Origin of the sequence: Candidatus Pelagibacter sp. Uisw_090, from assembly GCF_047717845.1 — a bacterium.
Lineage (GTDB): Bacteria > Pseudomonadota > Alphaproteobacteria > Pelagibacterales > Pelagibacteraceae > Pelagibacter.
This window is the reverse complement of the sequence record NZ_CP159810.1, coordinates 694,955-715,101: the sequence shown is the minus strand read 5'-3', so window position 1 is coordinate 715,101 and position 20,147 is coordinate 694,955. Positions and strand designations below refer to the sequence as shown.

23 protein-coding genes are annotated in these 20,147 nt (G+C 27.8%); 13 read left to right on the top strand and 10 right to left on the bottom strand.

Going from position 1 to position 20,147, the window contains the following annotated elements; translation table 11 throughout:
• Positions 1 to 8: 8 nt before the first annotated feature.
• The 5 genes from lpxD to lpxB are packed head-to-tail and all read left to right on the top strand — an operon-like array spanning position 9 to position 4,176.
• Positions 9 to 989: a UDP-3-O-(3-hydroxymyristoyl)glucosamine N-acyltransferase gene (gene lpxD / locus ABXT58_RS03920; protein ID WP_415303396.1), complete on the top strand. Its 981-nt coding sequence runs from the start codon at positions 9 to 11 to the stop codon at positions 987 to 989.
• On the top strand, positions 986 to 1,780 hold the full coding sequence (gene lpxA / locus ABXT58_RS03915; RefSeq protein WP_415303395.1) for an acyl-ACP--UDP-N-acetylglucosamine O-acyltransferase: 795 nt from the start codon (positions 986 to 988) through the stop codon (positions 1,778 to 1,780). Before lpxD ends, lpxA begins: the two co-directional genes overlap by 4 nt.
• A complete protein-coding gene (locus ABXT58_RS03910) occupies positions 1,767 to 2,255 on the top strand; it encodes a hypothetical protein (protein ID WP_415303394.1) in 489 nt (162 codons plus the stop codon). Before lpxA ends, ABXT58_RS03910 begins: the two co-directional genes overlap by 14 nt.
• The gene (gene lpxI, locus ABXT58_RS03905; RefSeq protein WP_415303393.1) at positions 2,252 to 3,043 is read left to right on the top strand and encodes a UDP-2,3-diacylglucosamine diphosphatase LpxI domain-containing protein; all 792 of its coding nucleotides are present in this window, start codon (positions 2,252 to 2,254) and stop codon (positions 3,041 to 3,043) included. The genes ABXT58_RS03910 and lpxI overlap by 4 nt, the downstream gene beginning before the upstream one ends.
• Complete coding sequence (gene lpxB / locus ABXT58_RS03900; protein ID WP_415303392.1) at positions 3,040 to 4,176, top strand: lipid-A-disaccharide synthase; 1,137 nt, start codon at positions 3,040 to 3,042, stop codon at positions 4,174 to 4,176. The genes lpxI and lpxB overlap by 4 nt, the downstream gene beginning before the upstream one ends.
• Here the strand turns inward: lpxB and gltX are convergent.
• The 7 genes from gltX to ABXT58_RS03865 all read right to left on the bottom strand — a co-directional run bounded on the left by gltX (position 4,153) and on the right by ABXT58_RS03865 (position 11,565).
• On the bottom strand, positions 4,153 to 5,553 hold the full coding sequence (gene gltX / locus ABXT58_RS03895) for a glutamate--tRNA ligase (RefSeq protein ID WP_415303391.1): 1,401 nt from the start codon (positions 5,551 to 5,553) through the stop codon (positions 4,153 to 4,155). The two genes, lpxB and gltX, sit on opposite strands and share 24 nt — an antisense overlap.
• 22 nt (positions 5,554 to 5,575) lie before the next feature.
• Positions 5,576 to 6,253 (bottom strand): transcriptional repressor LexA, encoded by a 678-nt coding sequence (gene lexA / locus ABXT58_RS03890; RefSeq protein ID WP_415303390.1) that lies wholly within the window; start codon positions 6,251 to 6,253, stop codon positions 5,576 to 5,578.
• Positions 6,254 to 6,341: 88 nt separating this feature from the next.
• A complete protein-coding gene (locus tag ABXT58_RS03885; RefSeq protein ID WP_415303389.1) occupies positions 6,342 to 7,133 on the bottom strand; it encodes an indole-3-glycerol phosphate synthase TrpC in 792 nt (263 codons plus the stop codon).
• Positions 7,126 to 8,118, bottom strand: coding sequence for an anthranilate phosphoribosyltransferase (gene trpD, locus ABXT58_RS03880; protein WP_415303388.1), 993 nt, complete (start codon positions 8,116 to 8,118; stop codon positions 7,126 to 7,128). The genes ABXT58_RS03885 and trpD overlap by 8 nt, the downstream gene beginning before the upstream one ends.
• Positions 8,118 to 8,690: an anthranilate synthase component II gene (locus ABXT58_RS03875; protein ID WP_415303387.1), complete on the bottom strand. Its 573-nt coding sequence runs from the start codon at positions 8,688 to 8,690 to the stop codon at positions 8,118 to 8,120. Before ABXT58_RS03875 ends, trpD begins: the two co-directional genes overlap by 1 nt.
• Positions 8,690 to 10,144: an anthranilate synthase component I gene (gene trpE / locus ABXT58_RS03870; protein ID WP_415303386.1), complete on the bottom strand. Its 1,455-nt coding sequence runs from the start codon at positions 10,142 to 10,144 to the stop codon at positions 8,690 to 8,692. The genes ABXT58_RS03875 and trpE overlap by 1 nt, the downstream gene beginning before the upstream one ends.
• Positions 10,144 to 11,565 carry a SurA N-terminal domain-containing protein gene (locus tag ABXT58_RS03865; protein ID WP_415303385.1) on the bottom strand — a complete coding sequence of 474 codons (1,422 nt, stop codon included), beginning with the start codon at positions 11,563 to 11,565 and terminating at the stop codon, positions 10,144 to 10,146. Before ABXT58_RS03865 ends, trpE begins: the two co-directional genes overlap by 1 nt.
• 56 nt (positions 11,566 to 11,621) lie before the next feature.
• Here ABXT58_RS03865 and ABXT58_RS03860 point away from each other — a divergent pair, with 56 nt between their 5' ends.
• The 8 genes from ABXT58_RS03860 to ABXT58_RS03825 are packed head-to-tail and all read left to right on the top strand — an operon-like array spanning position 11,622 to position 18,060.
• Complete coding sequence (locus tag ABXT58_RS03860; RefSeq protein WP_415303384.1) at positions 11,622 to 12,362, top strand: triose-phosphate isomerase; 741 nt, start codon at positions 11,622 to 11,624, stop codon at positions 12,360 to 12,362.
• Positions 12,363 to 12,367: 5 nt separating this feature from the next.
• Positions 12,368 to 12,670 carry a preprotein translocase subunit SecG gene (gene secG, locus ABXT58_RS03855; RefSeq protein ID WP_415303383.1) on the top strand — a complete coding sequence of 101 codons (303 nt, stop codon included), beginning with the start codon at positions 12,368 to 12,370 and terminating at the stop codon, positions 12,668 to 12,670.
• Between the two features lie 40 nt (positions 12,671 to 12,710).
• A complete protein-coding gene (locus tag ABXT58_RS03850) occupies positions 12,711 to 14,327 on the top strand; it encodes a CTP synthase (RefSeq protein ID WP_415303382.1) in 1,617 nt (538 codons plus the stop codon).
• The gene (gene kdsA, locus ABXT58_RS03845) at positions 14,324 to 15,148 is read left to right on the top strand and encodes a 3-deoxy-8-phosphooctulonate synthase (RefSeq protein ID WP_415303381.1); all 825 of its coding nucleotides are present in this window, start codon (positions 14,324 to 14,326) and stop codon (positions 15,146 to 15,148) included. The genes ABXT58_RS03850 and kdsA overlap by 4 nt, the downstream gene beginning before the upstream one ends.
• Positions 15,149 to 16,405, top strand: a complete 1,257-nt coding sequence (gene eno, locus ABXT58_RS03840) for a phosphopyruvate hydratase (protein ID WP_415303380.1) — start codon at positions 15,149 to 15,151, stop codon at positions 16,403 to 16,405.
• On the top strand, positions 16,405 to 16,707 hold the full coding sequence (locus tag ABXT58_RS03835; protein ID WP_415303379.1) for an FtsB family cell division protein: 303 nt from the start codon (positions 16,405 to 16,407) through the stop codon (positions 16,705 to 16,707). Before eno ends, ABXT58_RS03835 begins: the two co-directional genes overlap by 1 nt.
• Positions 16,697 to 17,614: a lipoyl synthase gene (lipA, locus tag ABXT58_RS03830; protein ID WP_415303378.1), complete on the top strand. Its 918-nt coding sequence runs from the start codon at positions 16,697 to 16,699 to the stop codon at positions 17,612 to 17,614. The genes ABXT58_RS03835 and lipA overlap by 11 nt, the downstream gene beginning before the upstream one ends.
• The gene (locus ABXT58_RS03825; RefSeq protein ID WP_415303377.1) at positions 17,614 to 18,060 is read left to right on the top strand and encodes a type II toxin-antitoxin system RatA family toxin; all 447 of its coding nucleotides are present in this window, start codon (positions 17,614 to 17,616) and stop codon (positions 18,058 to 18,060) included. The genes lipA and ABXT58_RS03825 overlap by 1 nt, the downstream gene beginning before the upstream one ends.
• Here the strand turns inward: ABXT58_RS03825 and ABXT58_RS03820 are convergent.
• The 3 genes from ABXT58_RS03820 to ispF are packed head-to-tail and all read right to left on the bottom strand — an operon-like array spanning position 18,046 to position 20,127.
• On the bottom strand, positions 18,046 to 18,516 hold the full coding sequence (locus tag ABXT58_RS03820) for a CinA family protein (RefSeq protein WP_415303376.1): 471 nt from the start codon (positions 18,514 to 18,516) through the stop codon (positions 18,046 to 18,048). The two genes, ABXT58_RS03825 and ABXT58_RS03820, sit on opposite strands and share 15 nt — an antisense overlap.
• Entirely contained in the window at positions 18,516 to 19,019 is a 504-nt protein-coding gene (locus ABXT58_RS03815) for a phosphatidylglycerophosphatase A (RefSeq protein ID WP_415303375.1), read from the bottom strand. Before ABXT58_RS03815 ends, ABXT58_RS03820 begins: the two co-directional genes overlap by 1 nt.
• Positions 19,012 to 20,127, bottom strand: coding sequence for a 2-C-methyl-D-erythritol 2,4-cyclodiphosphate synthase (gene ispF, locus ABXT58_RS03810; RefSeq protein ID WP_415303374.1), 1,116 nt, complete (start codon positions 20,125 to 20,127; stop codon positions 19,012 to 19,014). The genes ABXT58_RS03815 and ispF overlap by 8 nt, the downstream gene beginning before the upstream one ends.
• Positions 20,128 to 20,147 lie beyond the last annotated feature (20 nt).

The following is a 20,147-nucleotide window of genomic DNA, read 5'->3' as shown; positions in this document are numbered from 1 at the left end:
CTAGATTAATGAACAATCCTTTTTTCAAAAAAAATGGTCCATTCAACATAGCCAATGTTTTAAAATTGAGCAATATTAATAATTTAGAAAATTATTCTGAAACTATAGTAAATGATATTAAGGATTTAGTTACAGCAGAAAAAAATAATATTACATTTTTTCATTCAAAAAAATATGAAAATTTAGCATCAAAAACTAATGCTCAATTTTGTATTACTACGAGAAAATTATCACAATTTCTTCCCAAAAATTGTAATCCAATAGTTGTTGATAATGTATTGCTAGCTACAGCTAATATTACTAAAATTTTTTATCCGGATGCTGTCAATGATGATTTTGATGATACTGTAGAAAGTGCAGAAAAAATTAGCTTTATAAATAAAATTAAATATGGAAAAAATATCTTAATTGGTAGAGATGTGCAAATTGGAAGTAATTGCTCGATTGGTCATAATTCTATTATTGAAAATAATGTAATTATTGGAGATAATTGCTCGATTGGCTCTAATGTTATTTTAAGAAAAACTATAATTAAAAATAATGTTAACATTTTAGATGGCTGTGTCATTGGCAAAAAAGGCTTTGGGTTTTATCCTGATAAAAAAAAAAATAATAGATATCCGCATATTGGGATTGTTATCATCGAAAATAATTGTGAAATTGGTTGTGGATGCACCATAGATAGAGGGTCGTTATCAAATACAATTATTGGAAAAAATACATATTTGGACAATCAAGTTCATATAGCCCACAACAATAAAATTGGTAATAATTGTATTGTGGCAGGACAAGTTGGTTTTGCTGGCAGTTCAACGCTAGGAAACAATGTGATTATAGGTGGACAAACTGGAATTGCTGGACATTTATCCATTGGTAATAACGTTCAAATAGGAGGTGGCAGCGGAGTAATAAAAAATATTTCAGATAATTCGAAAGTAATGGGATATCCTGCAAAAAGCTTAAAAAATTTTATTAAGGATAATAAGTGATTCACAAAACAGCAATTATAGATAATAAAGCAATTATAGGCAAAAATGTTGAAATTGGAGCATACTCTATGGTAGGTCCAAATGTTCAAATTAATGAAAATACAACAATACATTCCCATGTTAGTATTTCTGGAAATACAATTATTGGAAAAAATAATAAAATTTATCCTTTTTCATCTATAGGAAATGATCCTCAGGATTTAAAGTTCAATGGGGAAGAAACAAAACTTGTAATTGGTGATAATAATAAGATTAGAGAATATGTAAGCATAAACCCTGGAACAAAAGGAGGAAGGCGTGAAACCACTATAGGAAATAATTGTTTATTAATGGTTTCTTCACATGTAGCGCATGACTGTGTCTTAGAAAATAATATTGTTTTAGCAAATAACGTAGCAATTGCGGGGCATGCGCAAATTGCTAATGACGTTATTATAGGTGGAAATTCAGCAGTGCAACAATTTACTAGAATAGGCAAAATGGCTATGATTGGTGGAATGACTGGTGTTGAGAAAGATGTTATTCCATATTCTCTGTCTGCCGGTAATAGAAATCAACTTTTGGGTTTAAATTTAGTTGGTTTAAGAAGAAAAAAAATATCCAATAAAGTTATTTTACTATTATCAGAAGCTTATAAAGAGATTTTTAAAACACAACAATTAACTGAAAATCTAAATAACTTAAATAGTGCTTACAAAGATAACTCGCTAATTAACGATATAATAGAATTTATAAATAAAGAAAAAAAACGACCTATTTGTACTCCATTATTAAAAAATGAAAATAATTGATAATTTTATTGATCCTAATGCCTTTATTGTTTTGGCAAAAGTAATCTTAGAGGCAAAATTTCCATGGTATTTTGTTAATGGAAAATCGGAACTCCATGATGGAGATTTTCAATTTACACATTTATTTGTAGATGATGGTGGTAAAATTGTTTCAAAATATTTTAAAATTTTGATGCCAATTATAAGAAAAATAAATCCTGAAAAGATTTACAGAATAAAAGCAAACCTAACAACAAAAAAAGATTCTAATAAAAAATCTCTCATGCATACAGACACAAATATAGAAAATATTAAGACAGCAGTATTTTATTGTAATACAAATAATGGTTCTACACTTTTCCAAAATGGAAAAAAAATTTCTGCTATAGCTAACAGAATAGTTATTTTTGACGGACATCAAAAACATTGTGGTGTTGATTGTACAGATGAAAGTATTAGAACTGTTATAAATATAAATTATTTTGAAAAAAAATGATAGGCCTCTTTCTTGGCACTACAGATTTCCCAAAATTAATAATTAATAATTTAACAAAAAAAAATATAAAATATTTTATCATCGACTTAACAAATAATAATAGATTTATAAAGAATAATAATTCATATCACATAAGTATAGGCCAATTTGGAAAAATCCTTAATTTGATAAAAGAAAAAAAATGCAACAAAGTTTTATTTGCAGGAAAAATAGATAAACCTAGGTTATCAACATTAAAATTAGATTTTAAAGGCTTGTTTTATATGTCTAGAATTATTGCCGCATTTAAACTTGGTGATGCAGCTATATTAAGAGAACTCATCAAGATATTAGCTGAGCATAAAATTAAAGTTATAAGATCGAATTTTTTTAATCCAGAGCTAACTTTAAAAAGAAGTGATCTCACAATACTTAAGCCTAATAATAATGACCTAATACAAATTAAAAAAGGAATAATGCTGCTTAATAAACTTAATGCTCATAATCATGTTCAGGGATTAATTGTTAGCAATAATAATGTAGTCGCAAAAGAATCTGCAAAAGGGACAAAAAAAATGTTGTTATCATTTAAAAAATTAAAAAATTCAGAAGCAATATTAATTAAATTTCCTAAAAAAAAACAAGACCTTAGAGTTGACTTACCAACTATTGGTATCGATACACTCAAAGATTGTAGTAAAGCAGATATAAAAGGTATTGTTTTGAAATCTAAACAAAATATTTTTTTAGATAGAAAAAAGTGCATTAATTTTGCAAATAAAAATAAAATTTTTATAACTATTAAATGAAAAAAATTTTTATAATAACCGGTGAACCCTCAGGAGATAAACTTGCTTCATCAGTTATAACGAAATTAAAAAAGGACAACCCTGACATTCAATACTTATGTGTTGGTGGAATCCATCTTAGTAAACTAGGTATAAAATCAATTTTTGACCTTAAAGAGATTACCTATATTGGCTTCACAAGTGTTTTACTTAATATTTTTAAGATTAGGAATAGAATTAATACTACAGTTGATCAGATTATTAAATTTAACCCCGATATATTATTTAGTGTTGATAGCCCCGATTTTACACTTAGGGTTGCTGAGCGAGTTAAGAAAATTAATAATAAAGTTATAACAGTTCATTATGTGGCACCACAAGTATGGATATGGCGTGAAGGTAGAGTAAAAAAATTTAAAAAATTTATTGATCATATTCTCTTATTGTTTAATTTTGAAAAAAAATATTTTGATAAAGAAAATATTCCTAATACTTTTGTTGGACATCCTTTACTTGAGCAGAATAAAAAATCTATGATTGATATATCATCTTTTAATGCGAGTGATAAAAAAATTATATCTATTTTTGCTGGAAGCAGGACTTCAGAAATAAATATCCTTCTACCAATTTTGTGTGACTTTATTGATATGATGAATAAAAAGTTTAATGATTATAGTTTTGTTTTTCATGCCACAACTGAAAATAAAAATTTAATTATTAATTATTTACAAAAAATTAGTTTAAAAAATACTCAAGTAATTTCTGACGAAAAAATTAAATTTGAAATATTATCAAATTCAATTTTTGCTGTATCAAAATCGGGCACTGTATCATTAGAAATTTGTAATTTAGAAATTCCATCAATCATTATTTATAAGATTAATATGATTAATTACTTAATTATGAAATCATTAGTTAAAGTAAAATTTGCCAATATAATAAATATAATTAATGGAAAGGAAGTTATTCCAGAACTATTACAAAACGAATGTAGTGCAAATGAAATTTATAATTCTGTAGTTTATTTATTAAAAAATCCAGATATTATGGAAAAACAAATAAAAATTTGTAGGAAAACTATTGATGAGATTAAATCTAAAACATCATCTAGCAGCGAAGCGTCTTTAATATTAGCTAAGTATCTTATTTCCTAATCGTTTAATTACTTCTGCTTTTCCTAAAGATATTATTATATCATAAATACCTGGTCCAAATTTTGTACCCGTTAACCCTATTCTTAGTGGTTGGCCAACACTCTTAAAGTTGGTTTCGTGTGATTTAATTAGATGATTAATAATAGGCTCAATATTTTCTTTATTAAAATTTTCCAATTCTTTTGCCATAATCACAAAATCTCCCAATATTTTTTTCGATTTATCATCAATAAGTTTTAAATCTTCTTGGTCAAAACTAACATCATCAAATATAATATACTTTGAGTTATTATATATATCCTCCAAGGTTTTGGCTTTATTTTTTAAAAAAGCTAACGATGTTTTAACTTTATTTTCTTTTTCGTCTGAAATCTTTTCTTTATAAAGTTCACAATATTGCGCAAGTTGATCGTACAGTTCATTTTCACTAATATTCTTAATGTAATGCTCATTTATTGATAATATACGGCTAATATCTAATTTTGAAGGTGATTTGCCAACTCCCTCAAGATTAAAATGTTTAATACTTTCATCTAAAGTAAATATCTCTTTGTCCTTATATGACCAACCCAGTCTTAATAAATAGTTTCTTAAAGCATTTGGCATTATTCCAATTTTAGAATAGTCATCAAGTGTTGAGGCATTGTCTCTTTTAGACAATTTCTTACCTGCTAACGTGTGAATTAAAGGTATGTGAGCAAAAGATGGTAGTTCCCATTTCATTGAAAGATATATTTGCATCTGTTTAAAGGTGTTTATTTTATGGTCATCACCTCTAATAATATGTGTCATGTTCATTTGATGATCATCAACAGTAGCTGATAAATTATATGTTGGAGTCCCATCATTCCTTAGAATAATAAAATCTTCTATAGTATTATTGTCTATTTCAACATCTCCTTGTACCAAGTCTTTTAGTATAGAAGAACCCTCAATTTTACTTTTAAATCTTACAACTGGTTTAATATCTTTTGGAGCATCACTTTCACTGAATTCTCTACATTTTCTATTGTAGGTATAAGGAAATTTTTTTTGTCTAGCTCTTTTCTTCTGTTCTTCTATTTCTTCTGTAGAACAGTAACATTTATAAGCATGACCATTTTTAAGCAATTCATTAGCAACGTTAATATGATCGCTTATTTTAGTTGATTGAATATACGGTTCTCCATCATGCTCTATACCAATCCATTTTAAAGATTTTATAATTTGATTTTTATACTCATCTTTAGATCTCTCTTTATCTGTGTCCTCGATTCTTAAATGAAAGGTTCCTTTTTTATTTTTTGAATACAACCAACAAAATAAAGCAGTTCTCACACCACCAATATGAAGGGCTCCTGTAGGGGAAGGAGCAAATCTTGTTGCAACATTAGACATGTGTGATTTTTAGACTATTTTCTTAGAAGTTTCTATATAAAGATACTAGAACGCCTTGGACTTTTACTCTGTCAGGGCCAAATATTTTAGTTTCATAGTTTCTATTTGCACTTTCAAGGGCAACAGTTTTTCCTTTTCTTCTAATTCTTTTTAGCATTGCTTCGTGCTCGTCAATTAAAGCCACAACAATTTTACCATTGTCAGCAGTGTCAGATCTTTTAATAATAACCGTATCACCTTCATTGATACCAGCTTCTATCATTGAATCACCCTGAACTTTAAGTCCAAAATATTGGCCATTTTTTTCGAGGTTACTTGGAAGAGGTATCCTTGAAACCTCATTTTGTATTGCTTCAACTGGAGTTCCTGCTGCGATACTACCCAAAACAGGTATTTCAATTTCATTAATATTGGTATTTTCCGTATCTAAACCACCTTTAATAACACTTGGTGAAAAACTATTATAAATATCGTTAGCAGAAGCTGTTTCAGGAAGTTTTATCACCTCTAAAGCTCTTGCTTTATGCGGAAGCCTCCTAATAAAACCCCTTTCTTCTAAAGCACTTATTAATCTATGAATCCCTGATTTTGATTTTAAATTTAGTGAATCTTTCATTTCCTCGTAAGAAGGTGAAACACCAGAAGCTCTTAATTTCTTGTTTATAAATAAAAGCAAGTTTTTTTGTTTTTTAGTTAGCATAAGAACAAATAAAGTACAAAATATGTTCTACAAGTGTTCTTCTATTATAACAATAGCTAAAAAGTGTTTAAAATAAGGGTTTATTTTGCTAAAGAACTGAAAAAATTGAATTATTATTTAAGTTTTTTAAAAGTGATTCACCAATTAAAAAAGTTTTAATATTCGTTCCATTTTTTAACTCAAGAAGTTCTTCTTTTGTTTTAATTCCACTCTCCGAAATTAGGGGACCTGAGTGATTAATTAAAATATCATGAATATCATAAGTTGTATTTATATCTGTTTTTAAAGTTTTAAGATTTCTATTGTTAATGCCAATCAAAGCTTCTTTAAAGTTAAGAGCTTTTTTTGCTTCTTGAACTGTATGAACTTCAACAATTATAGACATATCAAATTTTAAAGCTTCTTCGTATAATTCAAAAGCAAGTTCGTCAGAAACTCCAGCTAATATAATTAATATAGCATCTGCTCCATAACTTTTTGCAAGAGGTACTTGAAATTTATCTATAAAAAAATCTTTACAAAGAACAGGAAGATTTATTTTTTCTTTAACTTTACTCACATGAATTAAATTTCCTAGAAAGAAATCTTCTTCAGTTAAAATTGATAAACAGGTTACTTTTTTTTTGTAATAAATCTCTGCAATTTCTACAGGATTGTATTCCTTGATAATGATGCCCGCAGATGGGCTGGCTTTTTTAATTTCAGCAATTATTGAAATTTTTCTATCATTAATATTATTTTGAATTTTTTCTTTAAAATTAATAAATGATCTATTTTCATCAATTTTTTCAATTAATAACTTTAAAGAAATAGATTTTTTAAATAAATCAATTTTTTTAATTTTTTGTTTAATTATCTTATCTAAGGTGTTTTCAGGCATTTTGTATTCTTTTTAAGTTATCATATGTTATCCCTGATAAGATATGTTTTCTAGAATCTTCATACGCATTAATAAATGAAGAATGTTTTTCTGTAACAATTAGTGCTGCTGCAGCATTTAAGCAAACAGCCTTAGAAAAATCACTATCTTTTCCCTTAAAAATATCAATCATTTTACTTGCATTAAATTCAGCATCATCTCCTAATAAATTTTTAAATTTATTTGCTCCTATCTTTAATTCATTAGGGTCGATTATAATTTCTGAAATTTCACCATTTTTTAATTGTACTACATTTGTTTTTGCATAAGGCGATACTTCATCTAAACCATCTTCACTATTCACAATCCAAGCAAATTTTATATCTAAGTTTTTTAAAGCTTCAGCAAAAATTTTGAGTAACTTTTTATCATAAACACCAACAACTTGCCTCTCAACAAGTGCAGGGCTACTCAAAGGTCCAATCATATTAAATATTGTTCTTTTACCTATTTTCTTTCTTGTTGGTCCAACAAATCTCATTGCCCTGTGATAGTTTGGAGCAAACATAAAACCAAAGTTATTTTTATTTATTTGCTCTTCAATATCCTTTGGTTCTAAATCAATTTTAATATTTAAAGCTTCTAAAACATCGCCAGATCCGCATTTTGAAGAAACAGCTTTATTCCCGTGTTTTGCAACCTTAATTCCCATACTAGATAATAATAAGGCTGAAGCTGTTGATATATTTAGTGTGTTCATTCCGTCACCACCAGTGCCGCATGTATCAACACAATCTTTAGCGTTAACTCTTTTAGATCTATCTCTTAAAACATAAACACCACCAGCTATTTCATCTGAGACCTCACCTTTTGCAGAAAGTAGAGTTAAAAAATCATATATTTCATCATCTGAAGCTCTACCCTGCATTAATATTTCAAAAGCAGCTTTACTTTCATCAAAAGATAAATCTTGTTTATTTTTTAACTTTTCTAGAAACTTTTTCATTAGTTTTTATAATTGATAAAATTTTTTAATATTTTGATGCCAATAATAGTTTTTATACTTTCGGGGTGAAATTGAACACCATGAATATTGTATTTCTTGTGTTTTACACCCATTATAATTCCATCTACAGTTTGAGCAGTAATTTCAAGGTCTTTAGAGAGTGTTTTTATATCAATAATTAAGCTGTGATATCTTGTAGCCTCAAATTTAGCTGGAAGGTTTTTTAATATACCAATCTTATTGGATCTAATTATACTAGTTTTTCCATGCATTAGTTTTTTAGCTTGAATTATTTTTGAACCAAATACCTGTCCAATAATTTGATGCCCCAAACAAACTCCGAGTATTGGTATTTTTTTATATAATGATTTAACTATTTTAATACAATTTCCAGATTGATTTGGATTACCAGGACCAGGAGATATAACAATTTTATCATATTTGTTTTTAATTATTTGTTTATCAGTAATTTTGTCATTTCTAATAACATCAACTTTAACTTTCAGTGATGACAGATAATGGTACAGATTAAATGTAAAACTATCATAATTATCTATTAATAAAATTTTCATTATCTTAAAGCATTCATTAAAGCTTTTGCTTTATTTACAGTTTCTTCATATTCTTTAATGGGATTGCTATCAGCAACAATGCCTGCACCAGCTTGAACGTAAAATTTTTTACTTTTTGCAACAGCTGTTCTTAAGGCTATACAGGTGTCAAATTCTCCATTAGCAGAAAAATACCCTATGCCACCAGCATAAACCTTTCTTCTTGTCGTCTCTAATTCATCAATAATTTCCATAGCTCGGATTTTAGGAGCACCAGAAACAGTTCCAGCTGGAAAACCTGCTAGAAGTGATTTAAACTTAGAATATTTTTTATTATAAACTCCTACTACGTTAGAAACTATATGCATTACATGGGAATATTTCTCTATCATAAAACTTTCTGTAACTTTAACGGTACCAATTTTAGATACTTTACCCGCATCATTTCTACCTAAATCAAGTAGCATTAGGTGTTCAGAAAGCTCTTTTTGATCTTTGAGTAAATCCTTGGAAAAAAATATGTCTTCTTTAAAATTTTTACCTCTAGGTCTAGTTCCAGCTATTGGTCTAACCGTAATTTTATTATCTCTTAATCTGACTAAAATTTCCGGACTAGCACCAATTATTTGAAAATCTTCAAAATTAAAGTAGTACATGAATGGTGAAGGGTTAGTAACACGTAGTTTTTTATAAATATCTAATGGCTTTTTAGATAATTTAGCTTCAAACCTTTGACTTAAAACTACTTGAAAAATATCTCCAATTTTAATGTATTCTTTAGCTTTTTTAACCATTTTTAAAAATTTATTTTTAGAAGTGTTTGACTTAACTTTAATATTGATCTCTGCTGTTTGATTGGGTTTATTTTTTTGTAGAGAGGCCTGAATTAATAAATCATTAATTTCATTCTTAATTTTTAGATATTTATTTTTATAATTATAAATTTTTTCATCTTTAAAGATATTTACAATATAAAAAATTTTCTTTTTTAAATTATCATGGATAACTAATGTTCTTGGTCTTAAGAGCCTAACATCTGGTAGTTTCAAATCATCTTTACATTTGTTTGGAATTTTTTCGATATATCTAATGGAATCGTAAGAAAAATACCCTGATATTAAGGAACAGATAGGTGGCAGTCCTGAGGGTGTTTTAAATTTAAATTCTTCTATTATTTTTTCAATAATTTTATCAGGAGCTCCTTTAATTTTTTTCTTTTTATTATTTGAAATTAAATAAGAGTTTTTATCATTAAACTCCCAAATTTTATCTGGGTTTTTACCAAAAATTGTATATCTACCTCTTATTTTTCCTTTCTCAACCGATTCAAAAATAAAGCTATTTTTTTCTTGAAGGAAATTATCAATTAAATTTAAAACTTCACTGTCATTTTCTATTTTATTAGACGTATAAATGATTTGATTTTTGTTTCTTTTGTGTTGAAACTTAAAATCTTTAAAGTTTCGATTTAACATTATTTGAAATAATTTTTTACTCTATCAAGAGTTTTTTCATTAATTACAACTTGATATCTTTTATTTAAAAATAAATCATATGATTTTAAAATACTATTTTTATTTTGAGAACCTTCTTCGAGAGATATTTTATCATAATTAATAGAGTTTTTCTTTAAATTTTCCACTTCATAACTAACAGTTTTTGCAATGAAGACATTGTTTTGCTTATCTGCAATCAAGGTAAATGAATTGATTGGAAGTGAATACAAAATTTCAATTGAATTTTTTTCAAACTTCTCGTCATCTTTAATTGAGTTTAATTTAATTTTTTCAATCCTATCTTCACCAAGTTCATCAAAAGATGCCTGGTTGAATTTTTTTTCATTTATCTTATCTAAAATATTTTTATTAAATTCATATTTTTCTTTTTGAAATAGGAGATTTTTAATTTTTTTTCTAAACTTATTATCATTAAGATTTGGAGTCTTAGTGTTTGAATTATCTATGTTGTAAAAAATATAACTGCCATTATCTTCAAGAATTTCAATTTTATTTTTTCTAGAGTTGTAAATTTTGTTTTCTATTGTTTTTTCATTATTCAGATTTAAGTATGACGTTACTGAAGTTGAGGATAAGCCTAAACCTTGTATAATTGTTTTAAAGTCAATATTTTTAGATATTTGGTTTTCAATATCATCAATCTTATCAAAAAATTCTTGATTAAATTCCTCTGAACCTAATAGTGTTTTTGGACTAATATTAACATAAGTAAAATCTATATAATCTTTTTTTAAGCTATCAGCATTCTCATCTGCAAAAAATTTAATTTCATTATCAGTAAATACTTCTACTTTTTTATAGAATCTATCTAGATTGATATAGTTAATGTCCAATTTTTTATTTTTTTCTTTATAAAAGTTATTAATCAAAAATTCCGGCGACCTTGTACCACCGCTTATATAAGTAAATAATTGTTTTTGAAGTTCATTATTTTTTAAGCGTATCTCAAACATTGGTGCTGAAGAATTATTAGTTAATAAAAATTTTTCATATAAAGTTCTTTGGAATACTCCATTTTCATCTTGAAAGTTTTTATTACTCTTAATTTTTTTAATCAGCACATCCTTGGTAATTGAAAGGTCCAATTCTTTAATTTCAAGATCAAGAAGAGTTGTGGATACCAATGCTGATAAAAGCTCTTCAATAATATTTTTATCAATATTTTCTTTTATCACTTGTTGGCTTAATCCAGATTCATTTAAATAATTCATGAAATCTTGTGTTGAAATATTAGTGTTATTTATTTTGGCTATATTGTTTTGATTTCCAGTGCTGAAGCCTCCACCAAATCCACCAAAGCCAAAGGCTATAATTATAACAAGAATTAGTAGCAAGCCACCAATCTTTTTTTTTGTAAAATTTTGAAAAGGGTTTATCATTGCTTCATTAATTTATTGATCTTTAAAATATCAAGCTATAGATTAAATTTTTCATTATGACAAATAAATATATGTATTTTGTGGCTAATTGGAAAATGTATGGGAATTTATCTTCTTTAAATACATTGGATAAAGTTATTAGATTTTCAAAATCTAAAGAAATAAACAAAGGCAGATTAATTTATTGCCCCCCATATACTTTAATAAGTTCTTTTTCAAAAAAATTTAAAAATTGCCAAATTGGTATTGGGGGTCAGAATTGTCATGAAAGTGAAAGTTATGGACCATATACTGGGTCTATTAATTCGCATATGTTAAAAAACATTGGCGCTCACTTTGTAATTATTGGTCATTCTGAAAATAGAGAAAAAGGTGAAAATGATAAATTGATAAACCTAAAGATTAAAAGCGCCCTAGAAGCAAAATTAAAAGTTATTTTCTGTATTGGAGAAACTTTAATTGAAAAAAGAAAAAAAAAGACTCAATCAACTTTGTCTAAACAAATTAAAGTTGGTTTAAATAGTATAAAGAACAAATCAAATATTTTTATAGCATATGAGCCTGTATGGGCAATAGGCAGTGGCATTATTCCAAAATCAAAAGATCTTTTCAAAACAATTGAATTTATTAAAAGTAAATTCAAAGAAAAATCACCAAAAGTTTTATATGGAGGTTCTGTAAATCCTCAAAATATTAGAAACTTAAAAGAAATTAATAACATTGATGGTTTTTTGATTGGTGGAGCATCTCAAAGTGCCAAAAAATTTATTGATATAGTCAAAAAAACATATAGTTAATCCCCATGGAGAATATTTTATTAGTACTCAATTTAGTAATTGCTGCAATACTTGTACTGTTGATACTTATCCAAAAATCAGAGGGTGGAGCACTTGGCATAGGTGTTTCTCAAGATAATTTTATGCTTTCTAGGTCTGCTGGTAATTTTATGAGTAAAGCCACAGCTTTAGTTGCAACTTTATTTATAATTTGTAGTTTAGCTTTAACAATAATATCTAGAGGAGAATTAACACCAACGTCTTCTGTGTTAGATGTGATTGAGGAAAAATCTAGTGATACTCCTACAATTCCTGAGAATAATAATTAATTCTTTCCAATTCATTAATTAATCGTTATAAGATAATTCCATGGCGCGATTTATATTTGTCACCGGCGGTGTGGTCTCATCTTTAGGAAAAGGTCTTTCTTCTGCTTCCCTGGCATACCTCTTACAATCAAGAGGTTTTAAAGTTCGTTTAAGAAAATTAGATCCTTATTTAAATGTTGACCCAGGAACAATGAGTCCATTTCAACATGGTGAAGTTTTTGTAACAAATGATGGTGCTGAAACAGATTTAGATTTAGGTCATTATGAAAGATTTTCAGGAATTTCTGCTAAAAAATCTGACAACATAACAACAGGAAAAATTTATAGCGACGTTTTAAGAAAAGAACGTAAAGGAGGATATCTTGGAAAGACAGTGCAGGTCATTCCTCACATAACAGACCGTATTAAAGAGTTTATAAAAAACGATACATCCAAAGAAGACTTTGTAATTTGTGAAATTGGAGGCATTGTAGGGGACATTGAAAGTCTTCCTTTTGTAGAAGCTATTAGACAGTTTGCAAATGATGTTGGAAAAAAAAATGCTTTATTTGTTCATTTAACATTGGTCCCATATCTTAAAGCATCAGATGAAATCAAAACAAAGCCCACTCAACATTCTGTAAAAGAACTGAGAAGCCTCGGTATACAACCAGACATTATCATTTGCAGATCTGAAAGACCAATCCCTTTAGTGCATAGAAAGAAGATATCCTTGTTTTGCAATGTTGATATTGAAAATGTAATTCAAACAGTTGACGTTAAAACTATTTATGAAGCACCAATTAGTTTCAATAGAGAAAATTTAGATAATCAAGTTCTTGAGTATTTTAAAATTAAATCAAAGAAAAAAGTTAACTTAAATCCCTGGAAAAGAATTACAAAAATTATTCTTCATACAAAAAAATCTATTAACATTGCAATCATTGGCAAATATGTTGATCTTAAGGATGCTTACAAATCACTTGATGAAGCACTAACACATGGTGGAATAGACAATAATTTAAAAGTTAATTTGGTAAGAATTGATTCTGAAAATTTACAAATTTCTGAGATTAAAAAAAAATTAAAAGGAGTTTCTGGAATTTTAATACCAGGAGGATTTGGTAAGAGAGGTACAGAAGGTAAAATTGAAGCAATTAAATATGCTAGAGAAAAAAAAATTCCTTTTTTTGGAATTTGCTTTGGAATGCAAATGGCTATTATTGAGTTTGCTAGAAATAAGTTAAATATGAGAAAAGCTACATCAAGTGAATTTGGAAGAGGTGGCACTCCAATTGTTGGTTTAATTACAGAATGGAATAAAGACGGTAAATTAATCAAGGGAACGGATAAAGATCTTGGTGGAACTATGCGGCTTGGTCTTTATGAAGCTAAATTAAAAGATAATTCATTGATAAAAAAAATTTATAAATCAAAATCAATTCAAGAAAGACACAGACACAGATATGAGGTTAATATTGGTTATAAAGATCAATTTGAAAAAAATGGTTTAATTTTTTCAGGATTGTCTCCTGATAACAAATTGCCAGAGATTATTGAGTTGAAAAACCACCCTTGGTTTGTTGCTGTTCAGTTTCACCCTGAATTTAAATCTAGACCTTTGTCACCACATCCTTTATTCTCGTCATTTATCAAGGCAGCTAAAAATCATAAATGAAAAATATAAAAGTTAATTGTGGAAATATAGAAATTTCAAATAGTAATAAAATCTGTATTATCGCGGGACCATGCCAACTTGAGACTGAACAGCATGCCATGGATATGGCGGGTAAAATTAAAGAAATTACCTCTAAGTTTAATATGGGGTTTATTTACAAAACTTCTTTTGATAAAGCTAATAGAACCAGTTTAAAAGGTAAAAGAGGTGCTGGCCTTGAGCAATCCTTACCTATTTTTGATAAAATAAAAAAAGAATTAGAAATTCCAATATTAACAGACATCCATAATGCGGAGCAGTGCTCTATCGTAGCTCCTCACGCAGATGTGTTACAAATTCCAGCTTTTCTATGTAGGCAAACTGATTTATTAATTGCCGCTTCTAAAACGGGAAAAATTATTAATGTTAAAAAGGGTCAATTCCTTGCTCCGTGGGATATGGTTAATGTTACTAAAAAAATCGCTGACTCAGGTAATAGAAATATTTTAGTCACTGAAAGAGGTGCAAGCTTTGGTTATAATACCCTCGTCTCTGACATGAGGTCTTTACCTATAATGGCTAAAAATGGTTATCCTGTAATTTTTGATGCAACTCATTCGGTACAACAACCGGGTGGTTTAGGTGAAACTAGTGGTGGACAGAGAGAGTTTGTGGAGTATTTAGCAAGAGCAGCGGTTGCGGTTGGTGTTGCTGGTGTTTTTATTGAAACACACCAAGATCCAGATAATGCTCCATCTGATGGTCCCAATATGGTTCCTTTAGATAAATTAGAGAAATTATTATCTCAACTATTTGAAATTGACAATTTAATTAAAAAATAAATGAGTAAAATTTTAAAGATAAGAGCGCGGCAAGTCTATGACAGTAGGGGAAATCCAACAATTGAAGCGGAAATTTATTCAAAAAATTTAAGTGCATCTGCTATTTGCCCATCTGGTGCGTCCACAGGAACATATGAAGCATTTGAAAAACGGGACAACAATAATAAAAAATATTTAGGTAAAAGTGTTTTAAGAGCTGTTAACTTAGTTAATACAAAAATCTCTAAAAAACTTATTGGCATAAGTATTCACGATCAAACACGCATAGATACGATTTTGATTAATTTAGATGGTACTAGACAAAAAATAAGTTTAGGAGCTAATGCTATTTTAGCAGTATCAATGGCAGCGAAGAAGCTTTCTGCAAAAATTAAAAAAACACCTCTCTATAAAACATTTTTAGTAAAGAGTAATTATAAATTACCATATCCACTAATGAATATTATTAATGGAGGAGCGCATGCTAACAATGAATTGCGTGTCCAAGAGTTTATGATTAGACCTGATAAGGCTAAAAGTTTTTCAGAAGCTATGAGGATATGCTTTATTATAATTAGCAATCTAAGAGATATTCTTAAAAAGAAAGGTCTATCAACGTCAGTAGGTGATGAGGGTGGTTTTGCACCGATGATTAATAGTAATGAGAAAGCTTTAGATTTAATTGTAGCTGCAATTAATAAGGCTGGATTTAAAAATGGTAAAGATGTCTCTATCTGCTTAGATGTAGCTGCAAATGAATTATTAAAAAAAAACAAATATTCAATCCACTCCAAAAAATACATCTCAGTTGACCAATCAATTAAAAAATATGAAAAGATAATAAATAAGTACAAAATTAAATCTATCGAAGATCCTTTTGGAGAAAACGACTGGTCTGCATGGAGTAAAATGATGAAGTCTATAAAGAATGTGCAAATTGTTGGAGATGATCTTTATGTGACTAACTTAGAACGACTTAAAAAAGGCTTTTTAAACATTTCTTCAAACTCAATATTAATTAAACTTAACCAAATTGGTACAGTTTCAGAAACACTTGAAGTAATTAAATTTGCTCAAATTATCGGTTATAAAACAATAATTTCTCACAGGTCTGGTGATAGCGAAGATACTTTTATAGCAGATCTTGCTGTAGGAACAAACTCAAATCAAATTAAAACTGGTTCTTTGGCTAGATCAGAAAGAGTAGCGAAATATAATCAATTATTACGCATTGAAGAAGAGCTTGGAAAAAAAGCTAAAATGAACAAAATTCATTAATGTTGAATAAATTAAAAAAAAATTACTTCTTACTAATTTCTACTTTTTTAATACTTTATTTTTTTTTCAACCTTTTAGATGGTGAAAGAGGTCTTTTTTCTTATTTTAAAAAAAAAGAAATTCTTGTAAATTTGCAGAATGTAGAAGCCGATCTATCAAATAAAATTAAAAATCTTGAATTTAAAAATTCTTTATTAAGCGGTAATTTAGACCTAGATTATGTAGAGATATTAATTAGAGAGAAGTTTTTGTTTGGCAAAGAAGGAGAGACCCTCTATATAATTGAAAAGAATGATAATTAGACATCCAGAAAAAGTTAACAAACCCAAAAACCCAATAAAAAAAAAACCTGCTTGGATCAGATCTAAACTTGTTAATAGCAAAGAATTTTTTTTAACTAAAACTATTGTTAATAGCAACAATCTAGTAACAGTTTGTCAGGAAGCAAACTGCCCTAATATTACAGAATGTTGGAGTAAGAGACATGCAACATTTATGATTATGGGAGACACATGTACTCGTGCTTGTGCGTTCTGTGATGTTAAAACTGGTAAACCAGGGAAACTAGATCCTTTAGAAGCCATTAAGATAGCTAAAGCTGTTCTTAAACTTAATCTAAAACATGTAGTTATAACTTCAGTTGATAGAGATGATTTAGAAGACGGTGGATCAAATCACTTTTATGAAGTTATTAGTCAAACTAGAAAAATAAATCCCAATACATCTATTGAAGTTTTAACACCTGATTTTCTTAGAAAAGGGGATGCCTACAAAAAAGTTCTAGAAGCTAATCCTGATGTTTTTAATCACAATATTGAAACAGTTCCTAGACTTTATTTAAAAGTAAGACCTGGTTCTAGATATTTTTCATCATTAGAGTTGTTAAAAAATGCAAAAGTTATTAACAAAAATGTTTTTACAAAATCAGGCTTAATGGTTGGGTTGGGTGAAACAAAAGATGAGATTGTTCAAGTTATGGATGATTTAAAAGCAGCAGATGTAGATTTTTTAACTATAGGACAGTATTTACAGCCTTCTGCAAGACATCATCCTTTAGATCGTTATTATCATCCAGATGAATTTAAAGAATTTGAAACTATAGCAAAATCAAGGGGTTTTTTATTAGTTTCTTCAACTCCTTTAACTCGATCTTCATACCATGCAGATGAAGATTTTGTGCAACTTCAAAAAAATAGATTAAGAAATTAATGCCTAGAGCTTCAGTTAAGCGTTTAATTGAATGTGATAAATATCAACTTATTGATTTAGTTTTGGATATAGAAAAATATCCAATATTTGTACCATATTGTATTGAAGCAAAGATCTATGAAAAGAATGAGACAAGTAATTTTATAAATATTATTGCAGACCTTACAATTGGCAAGGGTCCATTTAAAGATACATATAAAAGTGATGTAAAATTTAATAAAAAAAATAATACTATTTATGTAACAAATATAAATGGTCCTCTTAAACATTTGGATAATAAGTGGACTTTTGAAGACCGTAAAGAAGGAACTGAAATTTACTTTGATGTAGATTTTGAAATAAAAAATAAATTTCTAAATATTTTGATGACCACTTCTTTCCAGTATGGATTAGATAAAATTGCTGATGCTTTCCAAGATAGAGCGAATAAATTATTTAAGAACTAATAAAGTTTTTAAAACTTTTGTAGTAGTAGCTTTTTGGATTAAAATTCGATTTTTATTTTTAAATAAACACTTTTGTACAATAATCTTATTTCCCTTCTTAATTCCCATATAAACTAAACCAATTGGCTTTAATTTTGTTCCTCCATTAGGTCCTGCAATACCCGTTACAGACACTGATATGTTAGCTTTACTAATTTTACTTAAGCTTTTGACCATTGATAAACAGCATTCATTACTGACAGCACCGTATTTATCGATAATTTTTTTTGGAACCTTAAGAATATCTATTTTTGTTTTATTTGAATATGTAACTAGACCTAGATTGAATACTTTAGAAGAACCACTTACAGATGTTATTGTACTAGATAGCATTCCACCAGTGCAAGATTCAGCAAATGAAATTTTAAGTTTTTTTTTTATTAGTTTTTTGACAAGTTTATTGGCTAGATTTTTCATTATAAAACGTAACTTTTAACAATTATAAAACAAACCACTGTTAGAACCACATATAATCCTGCACAAATGTCATCCATTATTACCCCAAAACTATTTTTAAAGTTTTTATCAAAGAAGTTTACTGGAAATGGTTTCAAAATATCAAAATATCTAAATAGCATAAAAAACAAAGCATAATACACAATTGCTTCATTACTTTCCTTTGTTGTTCCGTGAGATATTTCGTAAAGATAAATTGGTATAGATTGACCTAAAAACTCATCAACAATAATTTCTCCTGGATCTTTATTTTTACCATCTCTTGTGTGTGTTGAAATTGCATAAAAAGAATAAATAAAGATAATTATCCACCCAATTAAAATTATATTTGATGAAACGTTAAGTGTATGAAATAAATAGAAAAGAACAATAGTTGTAGCTAACGATCCAAAAGTGCCTGGCATAAATTTGATCTTACCTAAACCAAACATTGTCACTAAAAGAGAGTTAAAAGTTTTAATCATATTTAATTACTGAAGCTATTACTTCGCATGCTATAGCTTTTTCTTTACCTATTACACCAAGTTTTTCAGTTGTTTTACCTTTAATATTTATTTGTGTTGGTAAAATTTTGCATATTTTAGCTATACAATTTATAATTTTTTTTTTATATTTATGAACTTTAGGTTTCTGAGTAATGATATTGATGTCAATGTTATTAATTAAATAGTCTTTTTTTTTAACCTCATCTATTATTTTGTTTAATAAAATAGTAGATCTAATGTTTTTAAATTTTTTATCTTTATCAGAAAATTTTTCGCCAATATCACCCATATTGCACGCCCCAAGAATTGCATCAGTTACCGCATGTAAAACGGGATCACCATCTGAATGACCCAATGTACCAATAGTTGAAGGTATTTTAACTCCACCTAAATAAAGTTTTTTATTTGGTACCAATCTATGAACATCAAAGCCCAATCCATATTTAATTGAATTATTTATTTTGATATCTGAATTTATTGTAATTTTATTATTATCAACCTCACCTTTTATAATTTTTATTTTTTTACCAGCTTTTACAAATAAATTTGCATCATCTGTAACCTCAACACCTTTGTTATTTTGTAGTTTTAACAACTTATTATAATTAAATGCCTGAGGTGTTTGAATTAGGTAAATATTTTCTCTTTCTAAATTTGTAACTTTATTTAAAGATTTTTGTTTAATAGAATCTGCCGTTTGAATTGCAGGTATAACACAATCGTTTAATTTTAGGTCCTTGTATAATCTATTTAAAAGTTTTTGAGAAAAATTAGGTCTCGCTGCGTCATGTATCATTACATTTTTAATATTATAATTCTTGACACTTCTTAAACCTTTATAAGCTGACTCGGCTCTAGTCTTTCCTCCTATAATAAGCTTAATGCCTTTAATTTTAAGATTATTAATATAAGATTTATGTTTTTTATTAATAACAAGAACAATTTTGGTAAATTTGCCATAACTTTTAGCCTTATCTATTGAATGTAATAATAAAGGTTTACCTTTATATAGATGATATGGTTTTGGTATTATTGATTTAAATCTTTTACTTTCTCCTCCAGCAAGTATTATAAAGCAGCTATTCATGATAAAAATATTTATTAATC

Excerpts from the sequence above, each read along its gene's own strand:
- lpxD (WP_415303396.1), top strand. The coding sequence starts at position 9 with ATGAACAATCCTTTTTTCAAAAAAAATGGTCCATTCAACATAGCCAAT.
- ABXT58_RS03910 (WP_415303394.1), top strand. The coding sequence starts at position 1,767 with ATGAAAATAATTGATAATTTTATTGATCCTAATGCCTTTATTGTTTTG.
- lpxI (WP_415303393.1), top strand. The coding sequence starts at position 2,252 with ATGATAGGCCTCTTTCTTGGCACTACAGATTTCCCAAAATTAATAATT.
- lpxB (WP_415303392.1), top strand. The coding sequence starts at position 3,040 with ATGAAAAAAATTTTTATAATAACCGGTGAACCCTCAGGAGATAAACTT.
- gltX (WP_415303391.1), bottom strand. The coding sequence starts at position 5,553 with ATGTCTAATGTTGCAACAAGATTTGCTCCTTCCCCTACAGGAGCCCTT.
- lexA (WP_415303390.1), bottom strand. The coding sequence starts at position 6,253 with ATGCTAACTAAAAAACAAAAAAACTTGCTTTTATTTATAAACAAGAAA.
- ABXT58_RS03885 (WP_415303389.1), bottom strand. The coding sequence starts at position 7,133 with ATGCCTGAAAACACCTTAGATAAGATAATTAAACAAAAAATTAAAAAA.
- trpD (WP_415303388.1), bottom strand. The coding sequence starts at position 8,118 with ATGAAAAAGTTTCTAGAAAAGTTAAAAAATAAACAAGATTTATCTTTT.
- ABXT58_RS03875 (WP_415303387.1), bottom strand. The coding sequence starts at position 8,690 with ATGAAAATTTTATTAATAGATAATTATGATAGTTTTACATTTAATCTG.
- trpE (WP_415303386.1), bottom strand. The coding sequence starts at position 10,144 with ATGTTAAATCGAAACTTTAAAGATTTTAAGTTTCAACACAAAAGAAAC.
- ABXT58_RS03865 (WP_415303385.1), bottom strand. The coding sequence starts at position 11,565 with ATGATAAACCCTTTTCAAAATTTTACAAAAAAAAAGATTGGTGGCTTG.
- ABXT58_RS03860 (WP_415303384.1), top strand. The coding sequence starts at position 11,622 with ATGACAAATAAATATATGTATTTTGTGGCTAATTGGAAAATGTATGGG.
- secG (WP_415303383.1), top strand. The coding sequence starts at position 12,368 with ATGGAGAATATTTTATTAGTACTCAATTTAGTAATTGCTGCAATACTT.
- ABXT58_RS03850 (WP_415303382.1), top strand. The coding sequence starts at position 12,711 with ATGGCGCGATTTATATTTGTCACCGGCGGTGTGGTCTCATCTTTAGGA.
- kdsA (WP_415303381.1), top strand. The coding sequence starts at position 14,324 with ATGAAAAATATAAAAGTTAATTGTGGAAATATAGAAATTTCAAATAGT.
- eno (WP_415303380.1), top strand. The coding sequence starts at position 15,149 with ATGAGTAAAATTTTAAAGATAAGAGCGCGGCAAGTCTATGACAGTAGG.
- ABXT58_RS03835 (WP_415303379.1), top strand. The coding sequence starts at position 16,405 with ATGTTGAATAAATTAAAAAAAAATTACTTCTTACTAATTTCTACTTTT.
- lipA (WP_415303378.1), top strand. The coding sequence starts at position 16,697 with ATGATAATTAGACATCCAGAAAAAGTTAACAAACCCAAAAACCCAATA.
- ABXT58_RS03825 (WP_415303377.1), top strand. The coding sequence starts at position 17,614 with ATGCCTAGAGCTTCAGTTAAGCGTTTAATTGAATGTGATAAATATCAA.
- ABXT58_RS03820 (WP_415303376.1), bottom strand. The coding sequence starts at position 18,516 with ATGAAAAATCTAGCCAATAAACTTGTCAAAAAACTAATAAAAAAAAAA.
- ABXT58_RS03815 (WP_415303375.1), bottom strand. The coding sequence starts at position 19,019 with ATGATTAAAACTTTTAACTCTCTTTTAGTGACAATGTTTGGTTTAGGT.
- ispF (WP_415303374.1), bottom strand. The coding sequence starts at position 20,127 with ATGAATAGCTGCTTTATAATACTTGCTGGAGGAGAAAGTAAAAGATTT.